The sequence below is a fragment of the Mucilaginibacter sp. genome, from assembly GCF_025359345.1.
Lineage (GTDB): Bacteria > Bacteroidota > Bacteroidia > Sphingobacteriales > Sphingobacteriaceae > Mucilaginibacter.
The window spans coordinates 1-14,228 of the sequence record NZ_JANYGQ010000037.1 but is presented as its reverse complement, the minus strand read 5'-3'; the positions used below and the strand labels follow the sequence as shown (position 1 = coordinate 14,228).

12 protein-coding genes and 1 pseudogene are annotated in these 14,228 nt (G+C 42.6%); 8 read left to right on the top strand and 5 right to left on the bottom strand.

Annotation, left to right across the window (positions count from 1 at the left end; all coding sequences use genetic code 11):
* The first annotated feature begins 48 nt into the window (after positions 1-48).
* Complete coding sequence (locus Q0R52_RS27535; RefSeq protein WP_295801472.1) at positions 49-810, top strand: hypothetical protein; 762 nt, start codon at positions 49-51, stop codon at positions 808-810.
* 71 nt (positions 811-881) lie between these two features.
* Entirely contained in the window at positions 882-2,294 is a 1,413-nt protein-coding gene (locus Q0R52_RS27530; protein ID WP_295801470.1) for a serine hydrolase, read from the top strand.
* Between the two features lie 291 nt (positions 2,295-2,585).
* Here the strand turns inward: Q0R52_RS27530 and Q0R52_RS27525 are convergent, their stop codons facing one another.
* Entirely contained in the window at positions 2,586-3,239 is a 654-nt protein-coding gene (locus tag Q0R52_RS27525; RefSeq protein WP_295801468.1) for a hypothetical protein, read from the bottom strand.
* Positions 3,240-3,247: 8 nt separating this feature from the next.
* Complete coding sequence (locus Q0R52_RS27520) at positions 3,248-4,828, bottom strand: carboxylesterase family protein (protein ID WP_295801466.1); 1,581 nt, start codon at positions 4,826-4,828, stop codon at positions 3,248-3,250.
* Positions 4,829-4,953: 125 nt separating this feature from the next.
* On the opposite strand from Q0R52_RS27520, the gene Q0R52_RS27515 reads away from it, so the two are divergent.
* A complete protein-coding gene (locus Q0R52_RS27515) occupies positions 4,954-5,703 on the top strand; it encodes an NUDIX domain-containing protein (protein ID WP_295801464.1) in 750 nt (249 codons plus the stop codon).
* On the opposite strand, the gene Q0R52_RS27510 is transcribed toward Q0R52_RS27515, so the two are convergent.
* Positions 5,704-6,891 (bottom strand): Ig domain-containing protein, encoded by a 1,188-nt coding sequence (locus Q0R52_RS27510; RefSeq protein ID WP_295801462.1) that lies wholly within the window; start codon positions 6,889-6,891, stop codon positions 5,704-5,706.
* 150 nt (positions 6,892-7,041) lie between these two features.
* Between Q0R52_RS27510 and Q0R52_RS27505 the strand changes: the two genes are divergently transcribed.
* Positions 7,042-8,289 (top strand): hypothetical protein, encoded by a 1,248-nt coding sequence (locus Q0R52_RS27505; RefSeq protein WP_295801460.1) that lies wholly within the window; start codon positions 7,042-7,044, stop codon positions 8,287-8,289.
* 130 nt (positions 8,290-8,419) lie between these two features.
* Positions 8,420-9,421, top strand: a complete 1,002-nt coding sequence (locus Q0R52_RS27500) for a hypothetical protein (protein ID WP_295801458.1) — start codon at positions 8,420-8,422, stop codon at positions 9,419-9,421.
* A gap of 2 nt (positions 9,422-9,423) precedes the next feature.
* Here Q0R52_RS27500 and Q0R52_RS27495 read toward each other — a convergent pair whose 3' ends face one another.
* Entirely contained in the window at positions 9,424-10,338 is a 915-nt protein-coding gene (locus tag Q0R52_RS27495; protein ID WP_295801456.1) for a c-type cytochrome, read from the bottom strand.
* A gap of 167 nt (positions 10,339-10,505) precedes the next feature.
* Here Q0R52_RS27495 and Q0R52_RS27490 point away from each other — a divergent pair, with 167 nt between their 5' ends.
* Both Q0R52_RS27490 and Q0R52_RS27485 read left to right on the top strand, forming a co-directional pair.
* On the top strand, positions 10,506-11,804 hold the full coding sequence (locus Q0R52_RS27490) for an MFS transporter (protein WP_295801454.1): 1,299 nt from the start codon (positions 10,506-10,508) through the stop codon (positions 11,802-11,804).
* 557 nt (positions 11,805-12,361) lie between these two features.
* Positions 12,362-13,090, top strand: a complete 729-nt coding sequence (locus Q0R52_RS27485) for a (Fe-S)-binding protein (protein ID WP_295801452.1) — start codon at positions 12,362-12,364, stop codon at positions 13,088-13,090.
* A 20-nt stretch (positions 13,091-13,110) separates the two neighbouring features.
* Here Q0R52_RS27485 and Q0R52_RS27480 read toward each other — a convergent pair whose 3' ends face one another.
* Positions 13,111-13,722, bottom strand: coding sequence for a hypothetical protein (locus Q0R52_RS27480; RefSeq protein WP_295801450.1), 612 nt, complete (start codon positions 13,720-13,722; stop codon positions 13,111-13,113).
* Between the two features lie 285 nt (positions 13,723-14,007).
* Here Q0R52_RS27480 and Q0R52_RS27475 point away from each other — a divergent pair.
* Positions 14,008-14,228 (top strand): annotated as a pseudogene (locus tag Q0R52_RS27475) (diguanylate cyclase); the annotation flags it as partial.

Below are 14,228 nucleotides of genomic sequence, written 5' to 3'. Positions count from 1 at the left end.
TTTTTTATTCTTTAGTTAAAAATACTTAACGTAGATATCAACAATCCTATGAAAAAATTTACTTACCTGGTTTCATTGACCGCCCTTTTTTTTACATCGAACGCCGTGATGGCGGAAACTATCGATACTGCTAAAACCCATGGATGGATGGCGCACCACAATCCGGCGGGTGCAATGCAAATACAGGTCACTTATCGTAAAGGCGACATTAGCCAGCTGAACGGCGCGCTCAATGCCAACGGAATTCCGTCAATTAATCAGTCGAATATCTGGATTAACGCGTCTATGAGTCATGTGTTTAAAAACTGGCTGTTTGAAGATGGTGTTGGTTTTACGCCAATTGCCAGTTCGACCGTTAATGACCTTAAGGTAAAGTATAATCAATACCAGCTGTTTTGGCGGGCGGGATATAACATATCGTCGAACTCCTCATACAGGCTTTACCCGTTTGCCGGGATTAATTTTTCAGCGGCGATGCTAAAAGTCGAAGATAAGGCCCGCATCCAAAATACAAATAGTTTTACCGACGAGCTATTGAATAGCACATCAAGCAAAACATTCTGGCAGCCAAATTTTGGTATTGAACTCGGTGCCGGGTATGATTTTTTAATAAAAATGAAAACCAAAAAAATGGATTGCTTCGAAATTGAGCGGAATATCCCAATCGGCGTTCGTGCCGGATATTACATCAATGCCTATGCAGGCGATTGGAAGATTGACAGCTATAAACTGCAAAACAGCCCTAATCAAAAGCAAAGCGCGGTATTTGTAACGTTTAATATCGGCCTTGGATACAAGGTTAATAAGTAACCGCCAATATACCACTCGCAATTGCAACAAGTTAATGCTGATGAGCGTCATATACAAAAACGCAAACCTGCATGAAACAGTTTATTACGTTCGGTTTATACTCGTTAATATTATTGTCGCCTGTATTAGCACAGGATAAAAATAAAGCAGCCCGGTTAATGGAAATTAGCCGGGCTGTAAACCTTCCGGGCGTGCAACTTGTCTATACAAAAAACGATAAATCCGAAGTATATAACCTGGGGACTATTGAAAATGGCAATGCTCAAAAAGTTACCTCAAACACCATATTCGAGGCGGCATCCCTAAGCAAGTGCATATTTGCCTACACTGTATTGCGCCTTTACGACCGTGGCTTGATTGATTTGGACATGCCGTTGTTAAGCTACATTGGCAAATACGATCATTTTGACCAAACCGACCCGCGCTACGGAAAAATTACTGCCCGTATTGTATTAAGCCATAAAACAGGCTTGCCAAACTGGAGCAGATCGGGTCCTGCAAAATTGATGTTTCCGCCCGACAGTTGTTTTTCGTATTCGGGCGAGGGATTCGTGTTTTTGCAACGTACTGTTGAGAAAATAACAGGAAAAACTTTAAATCAATTGGCTGATGAGGAAGTGTTTGTACCATTAAAGATGACCAGCAGCAATTATGAATGGACAAATAAGTTTGATACCGCGTCCGCGTTTGGCAATAGCGCAGGGCAAGTTAAACGCCATTCCAGCCAAAACGCCGCTTACAGCTTACTTACTAATGCCCACGATTATAACCTTTTTTTGCAGGCAGTTGCCAGCGGCGAGGGTTTAAAGCCGGCAACCCACCAATTGATGCTTGCCAAAGCAACACCCGGAAATTGGTTTATGCATAAACCATCTGAGGCGATGAACCATATTTGGTGGGGATTGGGCGTTGGATTGCAGGAAAATGAAAAAGGCAAAGCTTTTTGGCATTGGGGCGATAACGGCGCGTTTAAAGCATTTTATATCGATTTCCCGGACAGGCACGAAAGCTTGGTTTATTTTACCCACGAGTACCGGGGACTGTTTATCGCCCCCGAAGTTGTCGATTTGTTTATGGGTAAACAAACAACCTGGGCCATTAAGTGGATAGAGGAAGGTTATAATTCTCCTTACTCGGTTAAAGCCTACGGTGCCGAACTTGCAAAAAAAGGATTTGATAACGCAGCTGGTATTTTAACGGAGCTTAAGCAAAAAGATGTTGGTTTTGAACTTACCGAGGGTGACATGAATGAGTTTGGCTTTATCTTAATGGCAAAGCAGAAGTATAATGATGCGGTTGCGATATTTAAACTCAATATAAGCCGGTATCCCAATAGCGGCAACCTGTACGACAGCCTGGCCGAGGCCTATTTAAAAACCGGCGATAAAAAACTGTCGATGGAAAATTTCAAAAAGTGCGTGGAGTTAAATCCTAAAAACGAATACGCTGTTGAGCAGTTAAAAAAGTTGGAGGAGAGGGAATAAATATTCGTTATTTGGGGTTTAGGAATTCCTCCTCGGTTATTTTAAAATCTGGTGCAAAAACAACTTTAACTTCACCCTCCAAAATACCCGGTTTTCGTTTAGGCTTTTGAGAGTTTTCAGGCAATAAAAGACTGATAATCTCATCGCCGTTTTCTGACATTATGGTAAATTATTCTCCGGATTTTAACTGAAGAATAACTTTAGAGAAGTTTTTCTTGAATTCACTTGTGCTCATAGAATTTGTGGCCATAACTAAAGTTACAAATGTTTTTTCGTTCGGGCACCGGCAATCTACCTTGGAATAAAAGTAAACCCTAAAAATAAAAATATCGATATAAACATAAGAAAATAAATCATTGATTTTACATCGTTAACTGTTCGTCCGGGTTTTAATATTACCCGGCCAAACGACTCACTTATCAACAGGGTAACAGCGATTAAAAATATGAACCCAGTTGCCAACTGGACATTGGGAACAAACAAATGCATATCATTTTTATTATGTAACATATTAAATATGCCTGGGATAAGGCATAAATTCCAAATAATCACAATCACTATAGTGGCTGGTATCTTTACGGGAAATGCACCGCTTGTTTGCGTTGCAATAATTTCTTCCTTCTCCGAAGTGTACATTGGTGTTTTATTGCTTAAGAAACCGGCTTGTTCAATACGATTTATTAATGCCAGTGGGTTTTCAAGGCTAATAAAGACAATTTTTTGATTATACCCTCCAACCCTGTGATAAATCCGGATTCCTTTGCCAATTAATAATCCAGAATTATCAGGTACAATCGAAAAAACGTCGCCCGGTGCAAACACGAAGTTGCCAAATAATGATGCGTTAAGTTGTAATTTGTTACTACTAACGGTTAGCGACGCAAAAGGCCAGCCTGTGCGGTTGCGACCTATCAGCGCGCTCCCCGTTACTTTAAATTCGTTCATCAATCGTTTTACTTCGTATAAATCTTATCCAAAAACAAATACCTTCCCCGGTCGCTTTCTGGCTGCAATTTAGTATTCACATCTATGTTCATGAATTTAACCGCACTGTCTTTGGTATTCGGGTCCCATTTTGGGAGGCCTTTGCCATTGGGGTTGCCGGTTTTTATAAAATTGGCGAAGTAGCTTTCCATAGTTGTTGATACTTTGTAATCGTCAGGAGTCCAGGCATAAACCTTGTCGTAGGGCAGGTTGCCCATGGCAAATTCAATTTCGGATGCATGTGACGCGCCAACCATGGCCGGTGGCAACGGGTTTTTATTTGGCGATGGATTTACTTCGGGCGGGCGTGGAGTCGAAAACAAATAACGATAAACAGGACTGGTGCCGGTTTGGCTGTGCAGGTCGGCCCATTTCCAGGTGCTATAGGCAATAAACCTGTCGCTGGCCAACGCAGTGGCCGATTTTATTACTTCATCCTGTGTAGCGCCGGGATATAGCTTAAGCACCTCGTCGGCATCATTTGGGTATTGTTGTTTTACCTTTTTTGCATAGTTTTCCGGTGTAGGCATATCGCCACCGGTAAATGCCTGGTAAGGTATCTCGGCAGAATTCCAGCCAACAAGCAACGGAACATGTGCCTGCTCGCCGGCGATAAAAATCTCAGTGGGTGATTTCGGCAGAAAGTAACCATCTATTGTAGCTGCCAAGCGCCACGCACCAGGCTTTGATGCCGCATCAAGTAATTGTGACGCGGTCATGGCCCTGAGGTCGGCTAATGATTTTACGTTGTTTTTTTCACCAAAAACTGCACCATTTTTCTCGCCGTCGGCTTGTGATATGGCTGGCAGCGTCGGGTTTATCATGGCCCCGCTTTCGCCAATTGCACCTGCTATTAAGTTGCGCGACAGTGGCGATACCATTTGTGCACTAACTGCGATCGAACCGGCAGACTCTCCCGCTATGGTTATTTTATCAGGGTCGCCGCCGAATGCTGCAACATTAGCTTTCGCCCATTTTAACGCGGCCGTTTGGTCTAACAGGCCATAATTGCCTGATGCACGGTGTGCAGATTCCGCAGTAAGGCCGGGATGCGAGAAGAAACCGAATACGCCCAGCCTGTAGTTAATAGTTATGGCTACTATACCTTTTTGAGCCATGCTTTCGCCATCGTACCGCGCCTCTGAACCATCGCCCCCCGAAAACCCTCCTCCATAAAAATACACCAGTACCGGCAGTTTTTCCTTCCCGGTCTTGGCTGGTGTCCAAACGTTTAGGTACAGGCAATCCTCGCTCATGGTATCGGCGCGGAAAATCATATCCGCGAACACCCGTTTTTGCATCGGCATGTGGCTAAAGTGGTCGGCATTGCGAACACCTGTCCAGTTTGCGGGTGCTTGTGGCTCTTTCCAGCGTAAGTCGCCAACCGGTGGCAGGGCATAGGGTATACCCTTAAAGCTGTGTATATTGGTTGCGCTGTTAAACGTGCCTTGCAGCGTTCCGTTTGCTATGGTTACTTTGTTGGTACCTGGCTGTGCAAATGCGTACGAGTAAAACAGTGCCGTACACAGCAATAAGAGTTGACGTTTCATAAAAAGGAGATTTAGAGGTTAATTGGGGCCGAAACAAATAATTTTATTATTGTAACATTATGTTACAATAATAATCGCTTAATTTGAGATTATCAATAGTATTTAATTTTTAATGCAATTGTTACATGACTAACATTCAGCGTGCAAAGGAGACTGAAGCAGCGGGGGAGGGCTTTTTAAAAAACATAGCCATTGATGCGGTTATATTTGGCTTTCATGAAAACCAGTTAAAGGTTCTTTTAATTGAATATAAACGAACTGGGTTGTTTGGTCTGCCGGGTGGCTTTATCAGGGTTGAAGAAGACTTAAACACGGCGGCGTTGCGGGTAGCATCGGAGCGTACCGGGTTAACGGATATTTACCTGGAACAATTTTATGTTTTTGGCGATTATAGCCGATACGACCCAACGCCTTTTAAAACAATTATGACTGCAAACGGGCAATCGCCAACCGAAGACCATTGGTTGCTCAAAAGGTTTCTTTCGGTAGGTTATTATGCCCTGGTTGATTTTACAAAAGTTAAGCTCGCACCCGCTGCAATTTTCGATAGTTGCAATTGGTACGATTTAAATGAGGTTCCTACCCTGATACAGGATCATACCGAAATAATTAAAAAAGCCCTGGATGCGCTCTGCCTAAGTTTAGACAATAAACTTACCGGATTTAACCTGCTGCCCCGCGACTTTACCATGGGCGATTTACAAACGCTATATGAAACCGTCCTGGGCAGGAAGCTGTTGCGACCAGCATTTCAACGCAAAATGCTGGCTTTGGGCATATTGGAACGTGTTGCCAAAAAATGGACAGGCGGCGCACATAAAGCGCCCTATTTGTATCGATTTGTAGCAGGCAACGTTACAAACGGTGTGATTTGACTACTTTACCACAAATCTGAATTTAGTTGTTGCAGCTGCTTTTGCAGCATCAGTAGCTGTAATGGTAACATCATACCTCCCAGCTTTAAGCTTTCCACTAATTGTTTTGGCAGCAGCATCAAAACTTAAACCTGGCGGTAACTGAGTTGCCGACAAGGTGAGTGTGCTATTGCCATCATCATCGAAAAAAGTGTCGGCCGGAATTTTGAAGGAAATAGGTTGACTGGCATTTGCAAGCTGATCTTTAACAGGGATTTTAACATAAGGTTCAAAATTGCTGTGCATTAGCTTTTCCTTCAGGGTATCAAACCTTACCCAAAAAATATAACAATCCTTTTCGCTGTGGCCGTGGGTGTAAAAAAGATATTTGCCATCGGGGCTCACGTACTCGCCCCAACGGTGGCCTTTGTCATTATTGATCAATGCTCCCAGGTTTTTAGGATTTGTCCAGGTATCGTCCGGCTTGCGAAAACTTATCGGTAGTTCACACTCAAAATCCGGTTGTTCTTTATAGCTGATAATCATGTAGGATTCATCCTTCGCCACAAAAAAATCGCCGTTAAAACCCGGAGAGTTTAGGGGTATGCCAAGGGTCTTTATTCCGATGTCACCCTTAGCTACATTAATGCGGGCGAACTGGCAATTTTTCCAATCCATATTGCCCCAGGTACCGTTACTGCCGGCATAAATATTGCCGCTTGCCGTGGGGGTAAAATCATATAATCTGTATGGTTTATCCAAATATTGGGTTTGCAGTGTCCAACCTGTATCCGAGCGATGTGATTGCCAGACAATATTATGGCCAGGCTTCTTATCGTCACCGCCAATAAAATACATGGTCTTATCATCTGCTGATAAAGTAGGCGCATAATAATGGTTAGTTAAAACCTTGGGGCTCGTCCATTTGCCATCTTCAAATTTTACATATTTTATCTTTAGGTTTTTACCGTCGAACCAGGTAGTATTATGGCTGTAATAAAATTCCTTGCCATCTGCCGAAAATGCTATCCGGTCGCCTGCCCAGGCGCCTTTTTCTGTGAGCATACCCTGGGCGAATATTTTAGGTGTATCTGTGGGCGGTGTTTGGCCGAGATATGCATCGGGCGTGCCCCATAGGCTGGCGGGTGCTTGTTTACAAGAGCTAATTGCCGTGCTAAATGCCAAGAATGCAATAAGTGGTTTATTCATTTGATTTAATTTTTATTGTATTAAAATTGATTTTGTTAAGTAAGTTTAGCTGGTTGATTGGCAGCCCTGACGTAAACTTACAGCGACATTTTGGTTAAGCCAATTCATTAACCCGTCAAGTTTTTTCAAGTTTTATCACTTTGATTTTCAATGACATCGGATATAAAAAGATTATTGTTAATTATTGAGCTGCAGCTTGACTGGGGCGATCCGGCTGCCTGGCAAAGCCGTGACTTTGAAATTTTAAGCCAGTTTATTTTTGATAAAACCAAAGTTTCGTTAAGCGAGAGCACTTTGAGGCGTGTATGGGGCAGGGTTGAGTACAAGCATTTACCCAGTGCAACTACACTTGATACCCTCGCTAAATTTGCCGGATTTGAAAGCTGGCGTGGTTTTTTAAAAAAGCATAGTAATGAAACGCCAATTAAATCGCCGCCCAATAAATTGATTGAATCACCCAAACCATGGGTGAAAACTGCTTGGACAGCCGCTCTTTTGATAATTGTGGTACTCGCAGGTTTCCGGGTGATAAAAAGCTTTCTAACAGAAAAAAAGACCGTGAATTATAAGTTTAGCAGTCAGCGCCTTACTGGTGGTATACCAAACTCTGTAATATTTGATTACGATGCTGCCGGCTCTACAACCGACTCAGTATTTATTCAACAATCGTGGGATCCGCGCACCAAAACGGCAGTAAAAAGGGCTGGTCACCAGTTTACCTCTGTTTACTTCGAACCCGGCTTTTACCAGGCTAAACTTCTGGTAGGCAAAACAATTGTTAAAGAACACAAGCTGATGATACCCAGCGAGGGTTGGCTGGGGCTGATTGAGGACAAGCCTATACCGGTTTATTTGAGTTCTGGCGATTTTATGCATAAAGATGGCTTGAGTGTTTCCGTTAATACCATCAAACAAAAAAACATGAGCCTGCAGCCCAAACCTACTACGGTGCGCTATTACAATGTTGGTAATTTTGAACAGGTGGCGGTGAGTGATTTTGAATACAACGCCGTTATTAAAAATGATTACAGGGTGGGTGAGGCGGCATGCCAATTCAGTACGGTATCTTTGATTACTGATGCGGGGCCGATAATTATCCCTTTATCAGTTAAAGGCTGCGTTTCTGAACTTAACCTTTTTAGTGTCGATTGGGTTATTTTGGGCAAAACTGCCAATCTTTCAGGGTTTGGTGTGGATGTATCCAATTGGGTTAAAGTATCGTGCCGGAGCACGGCTAAAACTATCCGTTACTATGTAAATGATAAACAAGTTTTTGAATTTAAGCTACCCGCCCGGGAAGTAAAAATTGTTGGCCTTGCCTTTAGTTTCCAGGGAACAGGCTCGGTAAAAAATATTGAATTGAAAGGCGCCGGTAAAACTGTGTTTAAAGGTTTTTAACGTTAAAGATATCCGGTAATTTTTGAAAGTTGTCAAATCAATAGCTACAGTCCAAACGCTATGCACAATCTATCAGTGTAAAAAGCGTTTTATTACCGTTCTACCACGACAAACCTTCGTATAGCACGTTATGAAAAACATAAATTTTACTTTATTAGCGCTGGCTTTTTTGTGTGCTGCCGGCTGCAGTAAAACTCAAACAGTACCCCTTGCAACAGGCGATAAAACGACCACCATTACAGACGGCACATCAAGCACCTGTAATGCAAAAATTGCCGACGTTGAAAATCTTTCTATTTTCCCGGCCAATAATTCCTGGAACAAGGACGTTTCTACAGCGCCTATTGACCCTTACAGCAACCAGATTATTGCAGCCATCAGCGCCTCGCACTTAAAGGCCGATTTTGGCAGTGGGCTATACGACGGTGTTTCGATAGGCATACCGTTTAATGTGGTTTGCGGCAGCCAGGCAAAAGTTAAGGTAACCTTTAGGGCGAATAGTTATGATGGCAACTACGGCAGTGAAAGCGATGCTGGGCCTTATCCTATACCAAGTAACGCACACATCGAGGCTGAAGGCAAGGGCGGCGACTCGCATGTGATTGTGGTTGATAGGGATAATGATATGTTGTACGAGCTTTATAACGCCAGTTTTGCTAACGGTAAATGGGGCGCATCAAGCGGGGCCATTTTTGATTTGAAAACGAACACCCTGCGCAAAGCAGGCTGGACCTCGGCTGACGCAGCTGGTCTGCCCATCTTTCCCGGTTTGGTGCGTTATGATGAAGTGCTGAAAGGTACCATCGACCATGCCATCAGGTTTACGTTGCAATCGGCGAACGTAAAGCCGGGATACATTGCGCCGGCCCGGCATAGTGTAAATAGTCATGGTGGCATTTATTCGCTGCCGTTTGGCGCCAAAATCAGGTTGAAGGCGGGTTTTAATATTACAGGTTACCCGGCGCATTTGCAGGTAATACTAAAAGCGATGAAAAAGTATGGCTTAATTTTGGCCGATATTGGCAGCAATATGTATTTCAGCGGCGCGCCCGACAGTCGCTGGAATAACGATGAACTGCAAAAATTCAGTGGTGTAAAAGCTTCGGATTTTGAGGTGGTAAAATTTAATTGACACTACATATGTTTCACCACGTTATACTTTGCCGGCACAGCCATAATGTACGCATAAATGGCATCCACTTCTTTATCGGTTAAATATTTAAATTCTTCCATTGGTGGTTTTAATTTCCGGTTTGGCGATTGGCCTTCCTTCACTGCTTTGCGGAAATCTTCTTTGGAATAATTGCCTATACCGGTATTTTTATCAGGAGTGATATTAGATGCCTGGATATCCATGCCATTTGCACCTTTTAATGTTGCACCACCGGCAAGGTAACCGTTAGTTTGTTCCGGATTAACGGAACTCAACGATTTGAGGCTTTTTGAATGACAATGGTAACAGCCTACATTATCAACCAAATAACGACCTAGTGCTACTTCATCGTTCTCCGATGGGCGTTTTACATCAGTACGGTAAGGGGCGGGGTTAGCTTTGAATCCGAGATATGTTTTGCCAATAAAGCTATAATGCGTTAGCCCCACGGTAGTGTCAGCGGCACTCACAGACGTGTCATTTGAGCGGAGGAATACTATGATGTCATTAATATCTTCATCGGCCATATTTGGGCGCAGCATATACGCCATAAACCGGCCATCCTTTGAAATACCGGTTTTAAGCAGATACTTAATTTCCGCATCCGTGTATTTCGGTGCTATACCATTGGTTTTCGATTGGGTAAGATTAGCGGAAAATACCTTGCCGGCAATGCCGGGTACATCATGCATAGGGTTTCCGGCTAGTTTTTTAAGGACCCGGTTATAATGGCAGCCGGCACAAATACTGAACACCAGTGCTTTGCCATGTTCAAAATGTCCGGTGCCTGCTACAGCTTTATAGTCGATTTTAGTGGTTTCAAAGTGCGTTTTACAGCCGATGATGATAACGATAGCCAATATTAGGGCTATGATGGGGTAGCTTTTGTTTTTCATAACGGGTAATTACTGCACATAAATACATATCAGAGGCTGCAATGTTTTGGAAATGAGGTTAATCGGCAGAAATATTTTGTAAATGGTTACTATTCAAAGGACGTTAGTAAGATTAAATTACCCATCGGGTTTGGTGTATTTATATTTTTCCATACTTTTAACACACCATGGAACCTAAAAACAATAAAAAAACCATCCGTGCCTGGGCATTTTTCGACTGGGCAAACTCCGCTTATAACCTGGTTATTACATCAACTATTTTCCCGGCTTATTATGTTGCCATAACAGCAAATGCCAAAACAGGCGACAAGGTGTCGTTTTTCGGGCATAGCTTTATCAATACTGCGTTATCAAACTACGCACTGGCGGCGGCCTACCTGGTAATGGTAATCCTGTTGCCAATACTGACATCAATAGCAGACTACCGGGGCAACAAAAAGATATTCATGCGCGCTTTCACCTGGCTGGGCTCACTTGCATGTTGTGCGTTGTTTTTGTTTGATATAAATAACCTTGAATTCGGGATTATCTGTTTTGCGCTGGCTGCTATAGGATACAGCGGTGGCTTTGTATTTTATAACTCTTACCTGCCCGAAATTGCTACGATTGATATGCAGGATAGTGTGAGCGCCAAAGGTTTTACCTACGGCTATATCGGCAGCGTTATTTTGCAGGTTATATGCCTGATTTTCGTATTGTCGCCAAAAACCTTTCATTTAACATCCGGGTCGGCCGCACAATTGTCGTTTTTGCTGGTGGGTTTATGGTGGATAGGTTTTTCGCATATCCCGTTCAGCGTTTTGCCAAAGGGTAGCCCCAATGCGGTGCCGCGCCATTCAAACATTATAAAGGGTGGATTTATTGAGTTGGGGCATGTTTTTAATAAAGTAAAGGCGATGCCGCTACTTAAACGTTTTTTGCCAGCCTTCTTTTTTTATTCCATGGGTGTGCAAACCATTATGCTGGTGGCCGCCGGTTTTGGGGCCAAGGTGCTGCACATGGATACCCCTGGGTTAATAACCATTATTTTAATTATACAATTAGTGGCTATTGGCGGCGCTACACTGATGTCGAGATTATCAGGTACTTATGGCAATATTAAGGTATTGGCCGGCGTAGTTGGAATTTGGATAGGGGCCTGTGTAGGCGCTTATTTTACCACCACGGTTACTGAGTTTTATATTTTGGCCATTATTGTGGGTATAGTAATGGGCGGTATACAATCGCTTTCTCGTTCAACGTACTCCAAATACCTGCCACAGGATATCCCTGATACCGCCTCATTTTTTAGCTTTTACGATGTGACTGAAAAGCTGGCAATAGTAGGGGGGATGGCCAGTTTTGCTTACATAGAGGAGTTAACTGGTAGTATGCGCAATTCGGCTCTGGCTTTGTGCGGATTTTTTATTTTAGGATTGATTTTGCTGTTTTCGTTATTGAGGGCAGAGAAAGCGGGTGAAAAATAGGAAGCTCGAATATCTGTATGAATTTACTGGATGGAAATCAACTGTATCTTAACCCAAGGGAACTGGTACCGCCTTTCCTGTCAAAACTCGCCCAAATTATTCCCCACGAGAATTTTCGTTGTGTTCCGATTTGTTGTGTTAGCCAGTCCTGGTATTTTTTTTCGCGATTGAGCTCTTCTTCTTGTGACCAATTGTCCCAACACTCACCGAGAGAATCGTATACCCAACTTACGGATTCGAGCTGGTCTTTATAAAATATTAAATTGAATCTGAAAAGTGTGTTATCCAATGAAATATCGGATGTGTTATAGTGAACGTAACCATTTTTTATGTCCGATATTTTCAAGCTACTGTTGCTGAAATAATCAAATAATTCATTTGGTGTGGTTTGCCTTGGAGATAATAAGCTTATCGGAAATCCTTATTGTGCCCGTGTTTGAATCTATTATTCTATTGCCCATTTAAGTAATAAACCTCAAATATAGATTTGCTGCGTATTGCAGTATAAGTTTTACCAACATTTTTTCTGAAATTAGCGGGCTACAATATGCTTACAGATGAAGGTTGAGTTATTTATCCCATGTTTTATTGACCAGTTGTTTCCCGAAACAGCGTTTAATACCATCAAGATATTAGAGAAAGCGGGTTGCGATGTTGGTTATAATCCCGAGCAAACCTGCTGTGGTCAGCCGGCATTTAATGCAGGCTTTTGGGATGATGCCAAAAAAGTGGGCAGCAAGTTTTTGCATGATTTTCCGGAGGATAGTGTAATCATCTCGCCATCGGCATCGTGTACCGGCATGGTGAAAAATTACTATAACGATCTTTTTACCAATACCACCCTGCACAATAAATGCCGGGCAATTCAGGGTAATATCTATGAGCTTTCTGATTTTTTGATCAATATCCTGCAGTTTGATTATTTCGGCGCCGAACTGGATGGCCGGGCCGTGTGCCACGACAGCTGTAGCGGCCTGCGCGAATGCCATATAAAGGCAGAGCCACGACAACTACTATCAAAAGTGCTTGGTTTGGAGCTAGTCGACCTGAAAGATGGTGAAACCTGCTGTGGCTTTGGCGGCACCTTTGCCGTTAAGTTTGATGCCATATCAACAGCCATGGCACAGCAGAAAGTTGATAACGCTTTAGCCGCCGAAGCAGACTACATCATATCAACAGATGTTTCGTGTTTAATGCACCTGCAAAGCTATATCGACAAAAATAACATCCCGCTAAAGACCTATCATATTGCTGATGTGCTGGCAATGGGATGGGGGAACATTTAACCGCTGATTTTATTTTTTTGTCATTTCCGGTCTATATCAACAATTTTATCGCTTTTGTTCATTTCTACCAGTTTGGGTATCGATATACCGTAAGTTGTTGATTCGTCGAACGCCTGGTCGCCTTTATCAGTAAGATCGCTTATGCCGCTTTCCTGGTTTGTTACGAATTTATTGGCGACGAAGTAAACGGTGTCGCGTTCTACTTTTTGTACTTTATAAAGTGTGTACTGGTCATCTTTTATTTTTATTTCGAAAACATCGTTCTTTTTGGGCGCCAGGATTAGCCTGCCTACCTTTTCAGCTTTTTGATTTTCGGAAACAACGCCAGCGACAATACCAGCGCCAATCAAAAAAACACCGATAAAGGTCCAAACGGGTATACGGGTATTCGATTTAATGTTTTCGTAGCTCAACTTTAACGATTCGGGCATTTGATTAAGCTTTAACACCTGGCTGCAACCTTTACATGCCGAAATGCCTGTTTTGCCAATCGGGAAAAATGGGATCCAAAATACATGGGCATACCGTTGATAAACATTAATCAGCACACTATTAGCCGCCCGGCAATTTGGGCAAGCATCATAAATGTATTCAGTTTTTTGAAGGACCGCTCTTGTGCCGTATACAATCATTTTATTTGAGAAAGGTTAAGTTTTTCGTTACAATCAACGGGCATAAATGTAAATAAATAATAGGATTTGCAGCCCGGCTTTTTTGTTACATCGTCAGTTTTGTCAAGGTGGCGTATTGGCTGGGTGACTTTTTTTTACTCTTTATAAGAATGAAGTAGGCATATCTCAATTATTAAAAATATTATTTTAAAATACACGTGTTAATTAACTAAATATTCCGTATGGTTATTTAAAACAAAATAATATTTTTTGTGTTTAATCAAGAAACGACCTTACCACCGCAAGATGAACACGGACGAGAAAACTACTTCAAACGAATTAATAATTGCTAACCTGCAGCTGGCGCAGCAAAGCGAAGAAAAACGCAAACGCGCGGAAGAGCTGATTATCGCCAATAAAGAACTGGCTTTTCAAACCGAAGAAAAAGGGAAGAGGGCAAAAGAGTTAATTATTGCTGACAAGGAACTGGCTTTTCAAACTAAGGAAAAAGGCAAACGCGCCGAAGA

Coding starts and splice junctions, on each gene's coding strand:
- Q0R52_RS27535 (WP_295801472.1), top strand. CDS start 49: ATGAAAAAATTTACTTACCTGGTTTCATTGACCGCCCTTTTTTTTACA.
- Q0R52_RS27530 (WP_295801470.1), top strand. CDS start 882: ATGAAACAGTTTATTACGTTCGGTTTATACTCGTTAATATTATTGTCG.
- Q0R52_RS27525 (WP_295801468.1), bottom strand. CDS start 3,239: ATGAACGAATTTAAAGTAACGGGGAGCGCGCTGATAGGTCGCAACCGC.
- Q0R52_RS27520 (WP_295801466.1), bottom strand. CDS start 4,828: ATGAAACGTCAACTCTTATTGCTGTGTACGGCACTGTTTTACTCGTAC.
- Q0R52_RS27515 (WP_295801464.1), top strand. CDS start 4,954: ATGACTAACATTCAGCGTGCAAAGGAGACTGAAGCAGCGGGGGAGGGC.
- Q0R52_RS27510 (WP_295801462.1), bottom strand. CDS start 6,891: ATGAATAAACCACTTATTGCATTCTTGGCATTTAGCACGGCAATTAGC.
- Q0R52_RS27505 (WP_295801460.1), top strand. CDS start 7,042: ATGACATCGGATATAAAAAGATTATTGTTAATTATTGAGCTGCAGCTT.
- Q0R52_RS27500 (WP_295801458.1), top strand. CDS start 8,420: ATGAAAAACATAAATTTTACTTTATTAGCGCTGGCTTTTTTGTGTGCT.
- Q0R52_RS27495 (WP_295801456.1), bottom strand. CDS start 10,338: ATGAAAAACAAAAGCTACCCCATCATAGCCCTAATATTGGCTATCGTT.
- Q0R52_RS27490 (WP_295801454.1), top strand. CDS start 10,506: ATGGAACCTAAAAACAATAAAAAAACCATCCGTGCCTGGGCATTTTTC.
- Q0R52_RS27485 (WP_295801452.1), top strand. CDS start 12,362: ATGAAGGTTGAGTTATTTATCCCATGTTTTATTGACCAGTTGTTTCCC.
- Q0R52_RS27480 (WP_295801450.1), bottom strand. CDS start 13,722: ATGATTGTATACGGCACAAGAGCGGTCCTTCAAAAAACTGAATACATT.